The sequence below is a fragment of the Urechidicola sp. KH5 genome, from assembly GCF_054661455.1.
This window is the reverse complement of record NZ_BAAFSW010000004.1, coordinates 307,618-326,047: the sequence shown is the minus strand read 5'-3', so window position 1 is coordinate 326,047 and position 18,430 is coordinate 307,618. Positions and strand designations below refer to the sequence as shown.

17 protein-coding genes are annotated in these 18,430 nt (G+C 33.9%); 5 read left to right on the top strand and 12 right to left on the bottom strand.

Annotated elements, in window-relative coordinates:
• Both ACYQ5R_RS12600 and ACYQ5R_RS12595 read left to right on the top strand, forming a co-directional pair.
• Positions 1 to 3,073, top strand: a 3,073-nt coding sequence (locus ACYQ5R_RS12600; RefSeq protein ID WP_460191316.1) for a PKD domain-containing protein, incomplete at its 5' end; no start/stop codon positions are given.
• Positions 3,070 to 4,062, top strand: coding sequence for a PorP/SprF family type IX secretion system membrane protein (locus tag ACYQ5R_RS12595; RefSeq protein ID WP_460191315.1), 993 nt, complete (start codon positions 3,070 to 3,072; stop codon positions 4,060 to 4,062). The genes ACYQ5R_RS12600 and ACYQ5R_RS12595, both read left to right, overlap by 4 nt.
• 38 nt (positions 4,063 to 4,100) lie before the next feature.
• Here the strand turns inward: ACYQ5R_RS12595 and ACYQ5R_RS12590 are convergent, their stop codons facing one another.
• From ACYQ5R_RS12590 to ACYQ5R_RS12580, 3 genes are read right to left on the bottom strand one after another with little or no spacing between them, the layout of a single operon-like run.
• Positions 4,101 to 5,219: an aldose epimerase family protein gene (locus ACYQ5R_RS12590; RefSeq protein WP_460191314.1), complete on the bottom strand. Its 1,119-nt coding sequence runs from the start codon at positions 5,217 to 5,219 to the stop codon at positions 4,101 to 4,103.
• Between the two features lie 56 nt (positions 5,220 to 5,275).
• On the bottom strand, positions 5,276 to 5,971 hold the full coding sequence (locus ACYQ5R_RS12585) for a M15 family metallopeptidase (protein ID WP_460191313.1): 696 nt from the start codon (positions 5,969 to 5,971) through the stop codon (positions 5,276 to 5,278).
• The gene (locus tag ACYQ5R_RS12580; RefSeq protein WP_460191312.1) at positions 5,961 to 6,404 is read right to left on the bottom strand and encodes a GNAT family N-acetyltransferase; all 444 of its coding nucleotides are present in this window, start codon (positions 6,402 to 6,404) and stop codon (positions 5,961 to 5,963) included. The genes ACYQ5R_RS12585 and ACYQ5R_RS12580 overlap by 11 nt, the downstream gene beginning before the upstream one ends.
• 35 nt (positions 6,405 to 6,439) lie before the next feature.
• Here ACYQ5R_RS12580 and ACYQ5R_RS12575 point away from each other — a divergent pair, with 35 nt between their 5' ends.
• On the top strand, positions 6,440 to 6,886 hold the full coding sequence (locus ACYQ5R_RS12575; RefSeq protein WP_460191311.1) for a GNAT family N-acetyltransferase: 447 nt from the start codon (positions 6,440 to 6,442) through the stop codon (positions 6,884 to 6,886).
• Here the strand turns inward: ACYQ5R_RS12575 and ACYQ5R_RS12570 are convergent.
• Positions 6,883 to 7,539: a rhomboid family intramembrane serine protease gene (locus tag ACYQ5R_RS12570; RefSeq protein ID WP_460191310.1), complete on the bottom strand. Its 657-nt coding sequence runs from the start codon at positions 7,537 to 7,539 to the stop codon at positions 6,883 to 6,885. The two genes, ACYQ5R_RS12575 and ACYQ5R_RS12570, sit on opposite strands and share 4 nt — an antisense overlap.
• 59 nt (positions 7,540 to 7,598) lie before the next feature.
• On the opposite strand from ACYQ5R_RS12570, the gene ACYQ5R_RS12565 reads away from it, so the two are divergent.
• A complete protein-coding gene (locus tag ACYQ5R_RS12565) occupies positions 7,599 to 8,501 on the top strand; it encodes a lysophospholipid acyltransferase family protein (protein WP_460191309.1) in 903 nt (300 codons plus the stop codon).
• A gap of 6 nt (positions 8,502 to 8,507) precedes the next feature.
• Here the strand turns inward: ACYQ5R_RS12565 and glmM are convergent, their stop codons facing one another.
• The 8 genes from glmM to ACYQ5R_RS12525 all read right to left on the bottom strand — a co-directional run bounded on the left by glmM (position 8,508) and on the right by ACYQ5R_RS12525 (position 16,432).
• Positions 8,508 to 9,890, bottom strand: a complete 1,383-nt coding sequence (gene glmM, locus ACYQ5R_RS12560) for a phosphoglucosamine mutase (protein ID WP_460191308.1) — start codon at positions 9,888 to 9,890, stop codon at positions 8,508 to 8,510.
• 123 nt (positions 9,891 to 10,013) lie between these two features.
• On the bottom strand, positions 10,014 to 12,278 hold the full coding sequence (gene rpsA / locus ACYQ5R_RS12555) for a 30S ribosomal protein S1 (protein WP_460191307.1): 2,265 nt from the start codon (positions 12,276 to 12,278) through the stop codon (positions 10,014 to 10,016).
• 180 nt (positions 12,279 to 12,458) lie between these two features.
• Positions 12,459 to 13,214, bottom strand: a complete 756-nt coding sequence (locus tag ACYQ5R_RS12550; RefSeq protein ID WP_460191306.1) for a LytR/AlgR family response regulator transcription factor — start codon at positions 13,212 to 13,214, stop codon at positions 12,459 to 12,461.
• Between the two features lie 10 nt (positions 13,215 to 13,224).
• Positions 13,225 to 13,545, bottom strand: a complete 321-nt coding sequence (locus tag ACYQ5R_RS12545) for a 2TM domain-containing protein (protein ID WP_460191305.1) — start codon at positions 13,543 to 13,545, stop codon at positions 13,225 to 13,227.
• Between the two features lie 12 nt (positions 13,546 to 13,557).
• Positions 13,558 to 13,830: a 2TM domain-containing protein gene (locus ACYQ5R_RS12540; protein WP_460191304.1), complete on the bottom strand. Its 273-nt coding sequence runs from the start codon at positions 13,828 to 13,830 to the stop codon at positions 13,558 to 13,560.
• Between the two features lie 12 nt (positions 13,831 to 13,842).
• Positions 13,843 to 15,171 carry a 2TM domain-containing protein gene (locus ACYQ5R_RS12535; protein WP_460191303.1) on the bottom strand — a complete coding sequence of 443 codons (1,329 nt, stop codon included), beginning with the start codon at positions 15,169 to 15,171 and terminating at the stop codon, positions 13,843 to 13,845.
• A 5-nt stretch (positions 15,172 to 15,176) separates the two neighbouring features.
• On the bottom strand, positions 15,177 to 15,611 hold the full coding sequence (locus tag ACYQ5R_RS12530; RefSeq protein ID WP_460191302.1) for a DUF2141 domain-containing protein: 435 nt from the start codon (positions 15,609 to 15,611) through the stop codon (positions 15,177 to 15,179).
• Positions 15,612 to 16,096: 485 nt separating this feature from the next.
• Positions 16,097 to 16,432, bottom strand: a complete 336-nt coding sequence (locus ACYQ5R_RS12525; protein WP_460191301.1) for a YdeI/OmpD-associated family protein — start codon at positions 16,430 to 16,432, stop codon at positions 16,097 to 16,099.
• Positions 16,433 to 16,741: 309 nt separating this feature from the next.
• On the opposite strand from ACYQ5R_RS12525, the gene ACYQ5R_RS12520 reads away from it, so the two are divergent.
• On the top strand, positions 16,742 to 18,295 hold the full coding sequence (locus ACYQ5R_RS12520; RefSeq protein ID WP_460191300.1) for a hypothetical protein: 1,554 nt from the start codon (positions 16,742 to 16,744) through the stop codon (positions 18,293 to 18,295).
• Positions 18,296 to 18,430 lie beyond the last annotated feature (135 nt).

The following is an 18,430-nucleotide window of genomic DNA, read 5'->3' as shown; positions in this document are numbered from 1 at the left end:
TCAAAGTGCAACACCAACCGATTTAACGGTTGTGGCCTCTGGAGGTATAGGAACCTTTAGCTACCAATGGTATAGCAATACTACAAATACCAATACAGGCGGTACGTTAATTCCAGGAGCTACTTCTGATTCTTATACGCCCCCTACTTCTACTGTAGGAACTCTCTACTATTATGTAGTTATTAGTCAAAGCCCTGGCTCTTTAGATTGTGAGGTCGTATCCAATACCGCAGCGGTTATTACTACCACAGCTCCAATTATAAACACACAACCACAATCTAGTCAAGTTTGTGAAAACGAATCAGCAACCATTCTTCAGGTAGATTATTTGAATGGTACCGGAACACCATCGTATCAATGGTTTAGTAACAATACAAATTCAACCATCGGCGCTGTAGCTATTGGAGGAGCTAATACTTCAAGCTACGACCCACCAACAAGTACTTTAGGAATTACTTATTACTATTGTGAGATTACTTTCACCGGAGGAGGATGTCCTTCAGTTTTATCTGATTTTGCTTCAGTTGACGTAAATCAAACGCCTGATGTACCTAATTACAATGATGATATTTGTAGTGGATTAACTTATAACTTAGACTTTACAACAATACCCGGTGCAATTATTCCAGCAGGCACAACATTTTCATGGTCTGCTCCTAGCATTGTACCTGCAGGTTCAGTTACAGGAACAACAGATGGCGTTGCAGAAACCTCACTATCGCAAACGCTAACAAACACAACCAATCTACCTGCAACAGTAACATATACAATTACTCCAACTGCGGGTATTTGTATTGGTAATGATTTTGATGTCACTATAACGGTAAATCCAGGAATTAGTGTAATTGCGGATATATCCAATAGTGCGTGTTTCGGTAGTGATAATGCCGGAATAGATATCACTATTTCCGGAGGTACACCAATAAGTCCAGGTAATCCATTTAACATATTATGGACGGGGCCTAATGGCTTTTCAGCAACTACAGAAGATATTAGTAATTTAGAACCTGGAACGTACAATTTGAATATACAAGATGGAACTAGTTGTGTATTTAATCAAGACTATGTGATTACAGAACCTACTTTATTAACTATTCAAGAAGATAATTTGAATCATATTTCTTGTTTTGGAGCCAATGATGGTAGCATTGAAATTACATTTCTGGGAGGTACGCCAAACTATACATATGCGTGGACAACCACTAATGGTTCTGGACTTATTCCAACACAAGAAGATCAATCAGGATTAGGTCCAGGAAATTATACATTAACCTTAACCGATGCGAACAATTGTGTTACTACTCAAGATTTTGAAATAATAGAACCAATAGAATTACTTATTAGTGAGACACATAATCAATTACTGTGTTTTGGCGATAATAATGGTTTTATTCTAGTTAATGTAGACCAACTATCAATAGCGCCTTTTACTTATGCATTAACAGGAACTGATTATTTAGGAAATGCTGTAAGTGCAAGTTTTACAACAACCAATCCTTCCTATCAGTTTGACAATTTAGTTGCAGGTATTTATCAAATAGTAGTTACAGACGTTAATGGTTGTTTTAAAGAAATTGGATCGATAAATATTACTCAACCAGATGGTATTACAATTTCCTATACAAAGGTAGATGAGACTTGTTATGGTGCCATGGATGGGGCTATTACACTAAATGTTTCTGGTGGTACAGGTAGCTTTACTTATGATTGGAGTGACTTTGGTAGTGGTCCTATTCGTACCAATCTTTCTGCAGGAATTTATACTGTGATAGTTACAGATGAAAGTGGTTGTTCTCAATCTGAGAGCATAGAAATTACAAGTCCTGAATTTCATATTGAACCTGTGGTGTCAAATATATCTTGCTTTGGCGCGAATGACGGCTTTATTCATTTAAATATTATTGGCGGAGTATTACCAATTACAGTTACTTGGGCAGACGACCCAACTGCAGGAGCAGAACGTAATAACCTCCCTGCCGGCACTTACAGTGTTTATATTACTGATAGTGACAGTCCTTCTTGTCCTATCGATAGAACATTTACAATTACTGAACCTGCAGCTTTAAATCTTAGTGGCAATGTTACCAATGCTCTTGACTGCGATATTGTAGAAAGTGGAGCTATAAACCTGCTCGTAACGGGCGGTACATTACCGATGGAAATTAATTGGAGTAATGGTGCAACGACCGAAGATTTAGACAATATTCCACCAGGAGATTATACTGTTTTAGTTACAGATGCAAACGGTTGTGAAGAAACCAGAACTTTTAATGTATTTAGACCAGATGCATTAGAACTAGATGTAGAGACTACTGTTTTTGCAGATTGCGATTTAAGACAGACATTACAGCGCAATGAATTAATCATTAATGGAGGAGTTCCTCCATTTAATATTGTATGGTCTAGAGGAGATATTGATCCAAATACTCCTACTGTAATGACAACTAATGAAAGTGGGGTTGTTTTAGTAGATGTTACAGACAGCTTAGGATGTATGCAACAATTTGTTTTTGATGTTGATTTACAAGACATTGGATTCCCAGATTTTGAATTTACCTCATTTGGATTTGAAACTTATGGTACTTTCTCTATTGATGACCCTATTTTCTTTACCAATACCTCTACTGGAGACCCAATAAGTATACAATGGAATTTTGGAGATCAATCACAGCCAAGCGATGTATTCAGTCCGGAACATATATATAATAATGTAGGTAGATATGCGGTAACTTTAACCGTTCAATACGATTATGATTGTACATATAGTGTTACCAAACAAATAGAAATCACCCAAGGATATGATATTATTCTTCCAACGGCATTTACACCTAATCAAGATGGCATAAACGATACCATGCGCCCTTCTTTCTTTGGATTACAAGAAATGGAGATGAGCGTTTTTGATACATGGGGAGAGAAGATATACTATGAAAACAGTTTGAGTTTAGAAGGATGGGATGGCTCTATAAAAGGTGAAGATGCCGAAAACGGAAATTATGTAATTGCTGTTAAAGCCGTTACATTCTATGGAAAAGAAATCACGTTAAATGCCCCAATTACTTTGTTACGATGAGAAAATTATTTCTTATAATATACAGTGTATTTGCACTACACACCTATGCACAAGATCCTGTTTTTACGCAGAACTTTATGATGCCAGAGACCATAAGCTCTAGTTTTACAGGAGCTGCAGAAACTTTAAAACTAGGTGCTATCTATAGAAACCAATGGCGAGGATTGGCCTTCAAAACCAATACGACTTTTGCCTATATAGATGGATACGTAGATAAATTTAGATCAGGCATAGGTATAAGTATTCTGCATCAACGAGAGAATGCCACCAAATATCAATTTACACAAGTAAATGCCAATTATGCGTTAAAAATAAGATTAAACGACGAATGGTATTTTAGACCTAGTATTTCTATAGGTTTGGGTATTAAAGACTATGCCTTTAACAATGTTATCTTAGAAGATCAAATAGATATAACATCTGGATTTATTGATCCTAATACCATAGACCCAATTTTAGTTGAAGAACGAAGAAACTTTTTTGATTTTAGTTCTTCAATTCTTTTTAATAACGAAACGAGTTGGATTGGAATTACTGTAAAGCACCTTAACAAACCTAATATTTCATTAACAGAGGGAGGAAATACTCCCCTAGATATGTTCTTTTCTGTGCATGGCTCTATGGAGTTCGACATATTTAAGTACAACAACAATAAAGACGATCACAGTGTATTTGCATTGGCGAATTATATGCAGCAAGGACAATACGGTAGATTAGACATAGGTGCACAATATGTTTTTAATGGACAATTTTCTACAGGACTTACGATGACAACAAACCCTGTTAAACCAGATGAGAAAAGTCCGGTATTAACCTCTATTAATCCTTTTATTGGATTGCGTTGGAAAGAATTTAAGTTTGGATTGTCTTACGACATAAACACCACCGATATAGGCAATACAGGTGGTGTATTCGAATTTTTGCTGTCGTATGAGTTAGACAACTTTGTAAACGAAGGGCTTTTAAAATGTAGACCGAGTTATTTCTAGAAAAGTATAGAAACAACTGTAGTTTAACGAAATTGTTTTTACTCGTTTAATACCCCAAAATCATAAATCACAACCTCTTCGTACTTTTCATTAGGACTTAATAAGGTAGATGGAAAATTAGGTTGGTTAGGTGTATTTGGCAAATGTTGTGTTTCCAAACAAAATGCGCCATGTGGTTGGTAGTTTACACCATACTTGCCAATAAAGTCAGTACTAATTTTATTACCTGTATAGAATTGAACACTCGGTTGTGTAGTACTTACTTCCAAAGTTCTTCCAGAATTGGGTTCTACAACTTCAATTACCTTTGCCAATGCTCCTACTGGCTTATTAAACACATAACAAAAATGATACCCGTTGTTCTCAAACTTATGAATATTTTTACCCATAGCTGTTAATGTTGTTAAATCTAAGTCGGTACCTTTTACTAACCCCAAGGCTCCAGTTGGAATAACAGCTTCATCTATTTCGGTATACCTATCAGCATCAATTTTTATAAGATGGTCATAAATCAAGGCATCTGTTCCTGCAAGATTAAAATAGCTATGCTGTGTCATGCTAACATGCGTTTTCTTATCTGTTTCTGCTTCAAATTTTACATGTATTGCGTTCGTATCTGTTAGTGTATAGGTTATATAAGTATCTAAGTTTCCAGGAAATCCGTTGGTTCCATCTTTCGATAAATAATGCAACTTAACGCCTATACCTTGTTCGTTTTCTACAATTTCGCTGTCCCAAACTACTTTGTTAAATTCACCTCCCCCATGTATGTTGTGCGCTCCGTTGTTTTTCGTTAATTGGTAAGTGGTTTCATCTATGGTAAACTCAGCATTTCTAATTCTATTGGCAAATCTCCCCACTGCTGCACCAAAAACAGGATTTGGTTCTAGGTATTGCTCCAGGTTATCAAATCCCAAAACCACATCTTCTAATGTTCCGTTTTTGTCTGGTGCATAAACAGCAGTTATTATGGCGCCATAGTTCGTTATTTTAACCACCATACCATTTGCATTTGTTACTACATATTGATATACGTTTTTATCTTGCTCCGTACCCCACAATTCTTGTTGTACACTTTTAGGTTCTTGTGTACAACTAGTAAAACCAGTAGTTAAAACACAAATGATAAATAAAAAACTTTTAGGAAAAGAAATCATAGAATGTTGGTTTGGTTTTAAGTTAGTACTTTATTTAATTTTGGCAATACAATGTATTATTTCAAATACGGATTAATATCTAATACGTTTTCTTGTTTGTATTTATTGATAAAAGTACGTGTTAAATAGGTACTCCCTTCAATCTTATCTGCTAGTAATATTTGGAGTAAATCTAGCTTATTATAAGCTTCAAGCATCGGTTTGGCAATTGGTTGGTAGCTGTAATGCCAAGGTTCAAATCTAAATCCTTTACGTTTTGGTTCATCTGTATACACCAAACAAAATCCATAGGCATCAGCATTCGCTTCCATCCATAATTTTAAATCGCGATAGATACCACCTTCTTCAAAATGTTCTGTTTGCAATGCACTCTTAGGTCTTGTTTTAGAGGCATCTATTATATCCATGTCGGTACCCCAATGATGTCTAGAGGTTCCGGGGATGGTAGAGTATTCTATAATCTTGGCAATAGCTGCTTCGGGTGAAAGTCCTTGTTTGGTATAACGTTGGTATTTGCCATTCCAAATCTGTTTCTGCCGCTCATAACTGCGATATCCTGAAACAATTTGAATCTCAATCCCCTCTTTTAATGCTGAAGCTTGCATTTGTTTGAAAGCATGGTAGGCTTCTTCCTGCAATACGCCTTTATAAATGTGTTTGTCTGTACTACCTAATAACACATCTTGGTCAAAACTTGGCTGTTGAACTACACATGCAAACGAAATAAGAAGAATCCAAACCTTACTCGACATCTTGCAACATTTTAAACATTACATAATGTGGTCCCACTAAATGAACATCAAACTCTTCACCAATTATTTGATAGCCACATTTTCTATAAAACTCAAGCGCCACTACTCTTGCATTACACCATAACACATCAATTTGCTTTGCTTTTAAAATTGTAGCCGCTTCTTCTAAAACTTTTCTACCAAGACCTAGACCCTGAGCTTCTTTAGAAGTTGCCATTCCTCTTAATCTGTACTGTTTACCGGTAAAGTGATTACTCTCATGTGGCATAAACGTAGCAACACAATTCAGAACATTGTCTACATAAACGCCTAAGTGAATGGTACTATCATCAAAATCTCCATCCATCTTTTCTGTTAGCGGTATATTCTCACGTAAAACAGCTTTGCGAATTGCATAGGTTTCTGGTGCTGAAATCTCTTTAACTGTAATCATAACTATTACTATCTTTGACCAAAAATAGCATAATAATGGACAACATTACCATAAAAATTCTTCCTAAAAACCAAATTCATGACATCATCCCTCTTTTAAAAATCCTCAATCAAAAAACATCTGAAGATTTAATGAAAGAGCGTTTGTTGGAAATGGTGGCGCAGAATTATGAATGTGCTGCAATGTACGATGGTAAAAAATTGATTGGTGTCTGTGGTATTTGGTATATGACGCGGCACTATATTGGTAAAAGTATGGAAGTTGATCATGTTATAGTAGACCCAACCTACCGTGGACGAGGGTTAGGGAAATACTTTTTTGAGTGGATTTATGAACACGCAAAATCAAAAGGTTGCGAAGCTTCTGAATTAAATGCCTATACAAGTAACCCTAAGAGCCATAAATTCTATTATAACGAAGGTTATAATATCTACGGATTTCACTTTTTAAAAGTACTTAGAGTAGACGAAAAATTTTATTAATTCCTGTTTAATCGTTTTTGAAATACAAATAGAAATACGATAGGTAAGGCCAGCAAAAGCACCATAGACAAATTGTATTGCAACACCTCAGGAGCTAATAATATGGTTAAGGCATACCCTCCTATTGCACCACCGATATGTGCACTATGACCTATGTTACCAATACCTTTTTTCATTCCGTAAATAGAATATATTAAGTATCCTAAACCAAATACATAACTTGGAATTGGAATTGGTATAAAAAACATGTACAACTCCATTCCTGGATATAAAAGAATAGATGAGTATATAACGCCCATTACAGCTCCAGAAGCTCCAACGGCTCGATAGTACAAATCATTTTTATGATAAGCTAAAGCATAGATACTCCCCGCCAATAAACTGCCTCCATACACAATCAAGAATTTGGTCACATCTAAGGCGTAAATAATAGTATCAGCAAAAAAATACAAGGTTAGCATATTAAACAGCAAGTGTGTAACATCTACATGCAAAAATCCTGAAGAGAACATTCTAAACTGCTCACCACGCTTAATATCTCCTACTTGAAATAAGTATTTATTAAAAAAATAAGTATCGTTAAACCCTTTATAAGACACTAAAACATTGGCAATTATAATGACCAATACAGCAGGGTGAATTTCTGAAAACATAAATACAATTTTGTAGTACTCAAAGATAAAATTATATACGATATTTGTGCGATAGTTTTATGCAATTATTAATCTACATATTGGTATTTCCACTCCTGTGGTTGCTATCTTTACTTCCATTTAGAGTGCTTTACATACTTTCTGATGGACTGCGCTTTTTAATATTTAATATAGTTGGTTACAGAAGAAAAGTAATCAAAGAAAATATTCAATTAGCATTTCCAGACAAGTTAGAAAAGGAAGTCAACCATATAAGAAATGCCTTTTGTAAACATCTAATGGATGTGTTTATAGAAATGGTAAAGTCTATTACTATAAGTAAAAAAGCTATTAGAAAACACTTTAAGTTTACCAACTTAGAATTAATAGCTGAGCTTGAAAAAAAAGGTCAAAGTGCCATTGTACTTGGTGGACATTACGCCAATTGGGAATGGTTGGTACAATTACCTCTTTTGGTAAATCATAAGGGTACCGCATTGTACTCAAAAATTGGCAACCCTTATTTTAATAAAATGATGCTAAAGAGTCGATCTCGTTTTGGCTCTCAATTGATACAATCTAACAAAGCATATGTTGCTTATAAACAAAATGAAAGAGAAGGGCATTTAACCCTTAATGCCATGATTAGCGATCAATCTCCAATGCTGAAGCGCACTAAATATTGGACGGACTTCTTAGGTGTTAAGGTGCCATTTTTTGTTGGAGCCGAAGCCATTGCAAAAAAAATCAATCATGTAGTGCTATTTTACGATGTAAGAAAAGTAAAAAGGGGTTACTACGAATGCGAGTTTAAAATGATTGCAGAGAATCCAAAAGATTTACCAGACTACGAAGTTACAGAACGCTATAAAACTTTATTAGAACAACAAATTAAAGAAGCTCCAGAATATTACTTTTGGTCGCATAAGCGTTTTAAACACCGCGATAAATACCAAGAATGGGAAACAAAATATAAAAAATAAAAGCGCTTAAATAAGCGCTTTTATTTCATCTATAAATCTTTGTCCAAGAGCATCTGCACTTTCTTGAGATATACTCTCTGTATAAATTCTTATAATAGGTTCGGTATTTGATTTTCTCAAATGCACCCATTCTTTCTCAAAATTGATTTTTACACCATCAATGGTTAAAACATCTTCATCTACATAAGTGTTCGCCATTGTTGCCAAAATTCCATCAACATCAATTTGAGGTGTTAAAGCAATCTTTTGTTTGCTCATAAAATAACTCGGATACGATGCTCTTAACTCAGTACTTGTCATACCACACGTAGCTAAATGCGATAAAAATAAAGCCACCCCCACCAAAGAGTCTCTGCCATAGTGAGAAGCAGGATAAATAATACCTCCGTTACCTTCTCCACCAATAATAGCATTGGTTTCTTTCATTAAGGCTACTACATTAACTTCGCCAACTGCACTTGCTTGATAAGAGCCACCATGCTTCTCAGTTACATCTCTTAAAGCTCTTGAAGAAGACATATTTGAAACCGTATTTCCAGACTTTTTAGAAAGTACATAATCTGCACAAGCTACTAACGTGTATTCTTCTCCAAACATCTCTCCATTGTCACAAATCAATGCCAATCTATCTACATCTGGATCTACCACGATACCCACATGTGCATTTTCTTTAACAACCAATGCAGAAATATCGCCTAAGTGTTCTTTTAAAGGCTCAGGATTGTGCGGAAAATGACCGGTAGGTTCACAATATAATTCAACACATTCTACGTTCAACGCTTTTAATAAAGCAGGAATAAATAAACCACCTGTAGAATTTACGGCATCTACAACAACCTTAAAGTTTGCATTTTTAATTGCCTCTGCATCTACAAAAGGTAAGGCTAGTACTTCTTCTACATGCTTTTCGATATACCCTTTCTTTTTGGTATAGCTACCTAGTGCATCAACCTCAACAAAAGAATACGCATCATTTTCTGCCAATTCCAAAATTTCTACACCATCTACAGCATTTAAAAATTCCCCTTTCTCATTTAAAAGTTTAAGAGCATTCCATTGTTTTGGATTGTGAGAGGCTGTTAAAATTATACCGCCTTGTGCTTTTTCTATAGGCACTGCAATTTCAACAGTAGGCGTAGTAGATAATCCTAAATCTACTACGTGAATACCCAAACCTACTAAAGTGTTTGCTACAAGTGAGCTAATCATCTTACCAGACAAACGTGCATCTCTACCTATAACAACTGTAACCGGTTGCTCTTTATATTGATTTCTGATAAAGGTACCGTACGCTGCTGCAAATTTTACAGCATCTAAAGGTGTTAGGTTATCACCAACCTCACCACCAATAGTACCCCGAATACCAGAAATTGATTTTATTAAACTCATAAAAATAATTTTGACCACAAATATAAGTGAATACCCAAGGCAATCATCTTTAGAGCGCTATTAAATTGTTAACATAAAAAAGCCCGCATTTAGCGGGCTTCATCTATTTTTAAAATGATTGGCTTACTTACCTTCCATTTTGTCTTTTAACGCTTGTAAAGCATCGTTCGCATCACCTAATGTTGGCTTTTCAACATCTTGTGCTTTTTTAGCTGCTGCTTTAACATTCTTTTGCTCTTCAGCTCTAAAAATTGCTGAGTGAGAAACTACTAATCTTCTGTATTCTTTGTTAAATTCTAATACTTTGAATTGTACAGTTTCACCTTTTGCAATTTTACCACCTTCTTCTTTCGCCATGTGACGACCTGGTACAAATGCTTCAACACCTTCTTCAAATACTACGATAGCTCCTTTATCTGTAGTTTCTTTTACAGTACCTTCGTGTACAGAATCAATTGTGTATGTTGCTTCATGAGCATCCCAAGGGTTTTCTTGAGTTTGCTTGTGACCTAAGTTTAGCTTACGTCCTTCAACATCCAATTCTAATACTTGTACTTTTAAAGTATCACCTATTGCAGTAAAGTCTGATGGGTGTTTTACTTTCTTAGTCCAAGATAAATCAGAGATGTATACTAAACCATCAATACCTTCTTCTAACTCTACAAACACACCAAAGTTAGTATAGTTTCTTACGGTACCTTCGTGTGCAGAACCTACAGGGTATTTAGTTGTAATATCTGTCCATGGATCTGGGTGTAATTGTTTGATACCTAAAGACATTTTACGCTCTTCTCTATCTAAAGTTAAGATTACAGCTTCTACCTCATCTCCTACTTTTACGAAATCTTGAGCAGAACGTAAGTGAGTAGACCATGACATTTCTGAAACGTGAATCAATCCTTCAACACCATCGTTTACTTCAACAAATGCACCATAATCAGCTAAAACAACAACTTTACCTTTTACTTTATCTCCAACTTTTAAGTTTTCATCTAAAGCATCCCATGGGTGAGCGTTTAATTGTTTTAAACCTAATTGGATACGTGTTTTCTCATCATCAAAGTCTAAGATTACAACGTTTAATTTTTGGTCTAATTCTAAGATTTCACTTGGGTGGTTGATACGGCTCCAAGATAAGTCTGTAATGTGAATTAATCCGTCAACTCCACCTAAGTCAACAAACACACCGTAAGAAGTAATGTTTTTAACAACACCTTCTAATACTTGACCTTTCTCTAACTTACCAATAATTTCTTTTTTCTGTAACTCGATATCAGCCTCGATAAGTGCTTTGTGAGATACAACAACGTTTTTAAATTCGTGGTTGATTTTAACAACTTTGAATTCCATAGTTTTCTCTACGTACTGATCGTAATCTCTAATTGGTTTTACATCAATTTGAGAACCTGGCAAGAATGCCTCAATACCAAATACATCTACAATCATACCACCACGTGTACGACACTTAACGAAACCGTTCACAACTTCACCACTTTCGTGCGCCGCATTTACACGATCCCAAGCTTTTATTACACGTGCTTTTTTGTGAGATAATACTAACTGACCAGAAACGTCTTCACGCTTATCAACTAACACCTCAACTTTATCTCCTACTGCTAAATTCGGGTTGTAACGAAACTCGTTTAAAGTAATTACACCTTCTGATTTAGAGTTGATATCAATAATAGCCTCACGATCTGTTAAACGCACAACAGTACCTTCAATAACTTCACGCTCTGTTACGAAACCTAAAGTATCTTCTAAAGCAGCTTCAAAAGCTTTTAATTTATCTTCTTCTACTTCTTCAATACCTTGCTCGTATTTGTGCCAATCAAAGTTGGCTAGGAACTCCTCTGGAGTAGCAGCAGTATTTTCTTCTTCTTCAATTAAGTCAAGTTTTTCCTCAACTTCTTCTTCTACAACTTCTTCTACTACTTCTGCAGCTGGTTCTTCAACGGTTCCAGCAATTACATTTTCAACTGTTTCAGCAGCAGCCTCTTCAACTACTACTTCTTCTTTTTTTGTTTTTTCCGACACTGTATCTTGTTTATTATTATATATATCTTGAGCTCCTAATTCTTCTACCAAAATGGTGTAAAAAATAGCTCTATATTTATTTCTGTTTGATTTTCCGATGGTTTCAATAGCTTTTTCAATAGCTGTATCTAACGCATCGGTATCTTCAAGTCCTAGCTTTTTAATCAAGAAATTTTTCTTAATTGTCTCGATTTCTTTTTTATCTGAACTTGCTACTTTTTCTGCGTCCGCTTTGTAGATAGAAGGACCTAATCCTTTTGTTACGGCCGCCAATAACTCAACATTAACGTTGATTCCTTTTTTCTCGATTTCGCTTGTATATTGCTCAATCTTTTCTTGAAGTTTTGACATGGCGTCAATTGGGTTTTTGTATCTTGCTATTAATTAGATTTTTTCGCGAACTTAATGCAAGAGTTGTTAAACTCTATAACTTTTCTACCTTTCAAAATCCATTCTCGCTAAAAGGCGTGCAAATGTACAAATAAATCTTTGATTTGCAAATACCTTAAACCCACTATTATAAATATTTTTTTACCCCAACCAATTTTTAAAATCTTTCACCTTTTCTCTACTCACAATTATCTCATGCTGACTAAACGTTTTCAGCTGAATTTTTAAGCGACTATTAGTGAAGGAAACCATGTCTTTAATGGCATTGATATTAATAAAGAACTTTCGACTCACTCTAAAAAATAACTCAGGGCTCAATTGCTCATCTAACTGCTCCAGCGTCGCATCTATCAAATAATCGCGTTTATCTGAGGTATATAAATAAGTGCCTTTGTTTTCAGAATAAATGCACTCTATATCTGCTACATTGATCATTTTTAAATGCTGACCAATTTTAACTGTAAAGCGCTCCTTATAATTCTTGTCTAATGGATTAATCAGTAACTTTCTAATTTGATCTAGATCAACTTGCATATTCTGAGATGTTGGAGATTTACGCTCAAACTTTTTAATAGCTGTTTCTAACTCATCGTCATCAATTGGTTTTAATAAATAATCAATGCTATTTAATTTAAAGGCTTTAAGTGCATACTCATCGTAAGCCGTTGTAAAAATAATAGCACTTTCTACGTGTACTCTTTCAAAGATTTCAAAAGATAAACCATCTGACAATTGAATGTCTAACATAATTAAATCTGGGTGCGTATTATTTTCAAACCAAGCTACAGCTTCTGAAACAGAATGCAACATACCTATGGCTTCATACCCTAAATCAGACAACATACGTCCTAATCTCCGTGCTGATGGCCTCTCGTCTTCTATGATGAGTATTTTCATTTGTTTTATCCTAGTTAAATTTATCTTTATCCATAAACTCTTTCATCTTACGCTCTTCCCAGCCTTTAGAGAATACTATGTTTTTACCAAAAACTCCAAGCCAATGGGCAGCTAAACCGATACCCCAAAAAATCCATACGCTAAAGTTACCAAATCCTATTTCTATGTGCTGTAAACCTCCCTCGTTAAAAGCCGAGATAATTGGCCCCCCGAAAGTAATAAATAGATTTACAATAATATACCAGAATAGGTGTATGTAAAATCCTTTGATGTCTTTTACGCGTTTTTGTGCGGCCAAATAACGCTCTTCTTCAAAAAAATCTTTTTTCATCGTTTCCATTTTTTAAAAATCTTCTTTATCCATTAACTCTTTAATTTTACGCTCTTCCCAGTTTCTACTCACGCCAAATGTAGTTAAGGCATGTATTAACAAACCTAATCCCCATCCGCCTAGTGAAAACCAGAACCATTTAAAATCCCAAAAGGTCATATAGTTTACAAAAATTAAGAACGGGTTAATAACAATAAAGCTAATAAGGTGATTGTAAAAATTCTTTAATTCTTCAACCCTAGCTTGCGCCTTTATGTAATCTTGATCTAAGTTGTTATTTTCCATTGTATTGCTTGATTAAAATTGATTTCTTTTATTCTTTTCCATGAGTTCCTTAATCTTGCGTTCTTCCCAACCTTGTCCGTAGCCAAAAGTTTTAAAGGCTTGAATTACTAATCCTAATCCCCAACCAAACATGGGAAACCAAAACCATTGGAACCCCCAATATGTACGATAGTTTATGTATACCAAGAATGGAATTACCACTACGTAAGCAACTAAGCTACCGTAAAATTCTTTTAAATCTTCCACTCTTTTCTTAGCTCTCATATATTTTGTACTGTCTGTTTCTATATAATCAGTTCTCATCTCTTTAATTTTTTGTGTTAGTAAAGGCAACTTTACTTTAAATGTTTTTTTATCGTTAAATACTTCAACTTTGCCTTTTGAAACCAAGCTGTAACGTTGAAATATGTTCTTTAATCCTACCTTAGTACTCTTCTCTAAAGAGGCTTTCGGATTGATATTGTTTTCTATAATCAAGTATCCGTTTGACTCGTAAATTGAAATAGCTAATGGATTGCTTGATGTTATTGTATTGTGCTTTACGGCATTCTCTAATAAAAGCTGTAAAGACAACGGAATAATTTTTAGTTCTGGGTTGCTAACGCTGTCTAAAATTTTAAATTCAATACCATCTTCAAAACGCATCTTTAGCAATTGCATATATGATTTTGCGAATTTCAACTCTTCTTCTACAGAGACTAAATCTTTATCTTTTTGCTCTAAAACATAACGGTAAACTTTAGAAAGTTTAGTTGTAAACTTTTCTGCTTGCCTTGGGTTCTCGTCTATTAAACTAGTAAGAACATTTAAGCTATTAAACAAAAAATGTGGATCTAATTGATTCTTTAATGACTCGAACTTTGCTGTTTCTGTTTTAGCTACAATTTGAGATTCTTTTACTCTTTTTTGTTGATACTTATTATAAAAGTAAAATACATGAAAACCAATTACTATCGTTAAGGTAATCCACAAGCCAAAACTATATGGTTCAAAGGTTTCATTTGATATAAATTCATTCCATGAGGAACCTATATAAACCACCTGCGTAAATGCCCTTAAAAGAAAAAGTCCGATCAAGGTAATTATTATGGATCCAACAATTCCAATAGCAATTCTTTTTGCAATGTCACCTTCTTGCCAAGTACGTTTTTCTAGATATCCAAAGTAAAACATATTACCAAAGCCCAGTACGAAGGCATAAAGCTGGTTGAAACCAAAATTTATAATAAATTCTTCACTAGTCTCAAAGTATAAACCTCTACCTGAAAGTAAATTTCCTAAAACAAAAATCGTACATCCAATTATGAAGGTTAATAAAAGCTTTTTGGCAGTTTTACTCATTATTTCTAAAATCTAAATAATTTAATATCAAATGTAAGATTTGTATTGTTAACTTCAAATTTTGCTTCGTCAAAGCTAGGAGGTCCATAACTAAAGCTATTATTGCTAATTCCATAGGCCTCCATTGGCATTCCGTTATCCATCATATCAAATTTTAAATTATCGTTCACATCGTGAAAACATACTATTGCATACGTACCAACAGGAACTTCTTTAAAACTAATTTGAGAAATACCGTCTTGAATTTTTGACGAAGCTGATTGAAATGCCTCTCTTTTTTCAAATGACTCTTTTGTATTGTAAAGAGCATAATAAACGGTACCTCTATTGCTGCCTATATTTTTGATGACTGCATCAATCGTATAGGTGTCTTTTGTTTCTTGAGCAAATCCTAAAATAGAGCTCATTGACATTAAAACAAATACTACAATTCTAAACATGGTGTTTGGTTAAATTGGTTAAACATTACTTTTTAAAATGTCTGTTTTCAGACCATTTAATTCTTTTACTGTTTTTAAAATTCGAGAAGAATATATACTCTCTACTCATTGTCGGTGTGTTGTACATTGTTTTCATAATTTTTAGTTTTTAATGATTAATTACACTGCAAATATGTAGCACAAATCACACCCTAGAAATTAATGCTTACTGAATTGTAATTTTTATAGGATGAACTGTAAATAAGTAAATGTTTACCATGAAGACATAGTGAAATTCTATACCAATCAAGGAGTTAGAACTGAATTAATTTAAATAAATAAAACGTATTTTTAAGATGAAATCCTTGGTATTATGACACAGTAATTAATAGCCACCAGCTTCGCGTACTATTTTGTTGGTAGCACGATTAACATTAATTACTTTTATTATTTTGAGTCCGGTTTCTGGTCTTTTTGCTTGGTATAACTAATAGAGATACCTCCTTTCAATACGAAGGAGCGAAATTCATATAATTCTCATAGGCTATCAGATTTGCATCAAATGCTTCTAGAAGCTCTATTGGAATCACTCCGTTTTCCAAATGTTCTACAGCAGTCCAACTACAGTTTTCTTTTGCAATTACGATAGATTGTAACCCACTTTCGTGCAATAGACCGTTTACATCTAATTCTTTTATGTAGTTTTTGTTTACCTTACTCCAAACACTTTTAGGTTTTCTAGGAGTGAAATATTGTTTTCTATGTTCATCATCTAAACGCTTTACCGTGAATTCAATCCACCAATAACACAGAGCTACTTCCGCTGCTTCTTCCCAACGCATAAATGGTTTTCCCGACACCACTTTGTAAAAAATCAAGTAAACTCTAGAAGCTCCATTCTAATTTTTAGAAAGCCATGAACATCATTGAATGTGAGTTTGAAAATACAAAAGTTTAGTTTTCAATGCTAGAAGATTTTACTTTTAAGCTTAGTTTCAATCCTTTCAATTAAACTTGAATTCAATAAATCATTCTCAAATTAAAACGTTCAATATTGCTTTTAGTACCAATTAACATAACCAATGAACGATTCGTCGAATAATGCAATCACTCTACTCTAAACATAAATAATTTAGCCTCAAAGTTATGTTATGAAAATAAGGAAAGTATGTTTTATGTTAGGATTAGGTTTTGTTATTCTTAGTTGTTCAAATGATTCAGAAATGGTTAATGACAACGATAATTTGGGTATAGAAGAAAATATTTTACCCTCTAATTATAAAGAAATTACTTTTGAAAAAAATACCAATTTAAACGGACGAATAACATATTTCTCAAATAGTTATATTCTACCGGAAATTGAAACAAAGGAAGAAGATAGAACCTTTTTAAATCAAGTAACTTCCAGGAATGATAGTGGGAGTTATGAAATCATTGCTCAAGTAAATAATCCTACAGTCAATGGCTACTATTTATCTGCAACTTCAATAGAATACGGAGACAATCATGATAAAATTTATGTTACATATCATACGAAAGGGGCTCCTATTTACGGTGCAATAGAAGTTTATGATGTACAAGATTTAACAAACCCTACTTTACAAGCAAGTTATACTTCTACAAATTTAGAATTTAATGATATACATATTTCGGTTGGCCCATCTAATAATAGACAAAACAAACTTTACACAGCAGGTAATACTGACATTGATAACAATAGTTTTTATTCAATATATCATCGATTTAATTTGAATTCAGGAGGAGAAATATCATTTGAAGGAAATGGAATGAAACCAAAGTATTTAGATTACGGTACAGCGAGTTCTGTTATGAAATATGATAGTTATGTTTTTTTAGCTTCTGCAGGAGACAATGGACTCATATACCCTATAAGAAAAAACTTCTCTGGAGGATATGGTTCACGAACTTGGGTAACTCCTGGATCAGCATTAAAATTTTTAGATAATTATAGAGGTAAAATGGCAATTTTAACCAACGGAGTATTTTATTTAACCGATGTTCGAAATAATCCATTAAATTATTTAAATAATTTTTACTGGTCTGAATCTTTCCCTTCCTTTAGTCCAGAAAATGGGAAAAACACAATAAAAATTGATCATGAAAAAATATATATTGCCGCAGGTTTAAACGGGATACATCAATATACATATGATACAGAGGGTGTTACTTTAGATTTCACCTCAAAATCAGCGAGCTACAATACAATTAGTAATTGTGTTGACGCTGATTCGAAATATGTTTATGCAGCTAATAGTTCCAAATTAACCATCTATAAAAAATCAAATCCGTCTGAACTATATCATTACAATTTTGGTGATGGAAGTGTTAATTATGTAAAAGCCTTTAAAGACTTGTTATTTGTTGCTGCAGGGACTGATGGAATTTATATCTTAAACAAAGGAGAGTTAGAAGATAATTCAAATGTAATACCAAACGCCAATTTTCAAGTCTTTAATGGTATACCTAATCCAAATCAATATAAACTTGTTGTTTCTAAAAGTATAACTGGAGGATCTTCTAAAATACATATCAGTTCTCAAATTTTAACTCCAAACCAAAGTACAGCGACAAAATATATTTATATAATTGCAAATAATCAGTTAAACACATCAGACATAATCTATTTTGGAGAGCAAACCCGAACTTCAGCAGAATTTAGTTGGGATGGTACTTTTTCCAATTAGAAAAGGATTCTATATTAAAGAAAGTATGATTCTATTTGTTTTAAGTAAGTCGTTTCTTTATGCGTTCTAATATTATTTCGCAAATAAAATATTTCAAGTATTTCGTCATAGCATCATGATTTATTAGATTTTTCC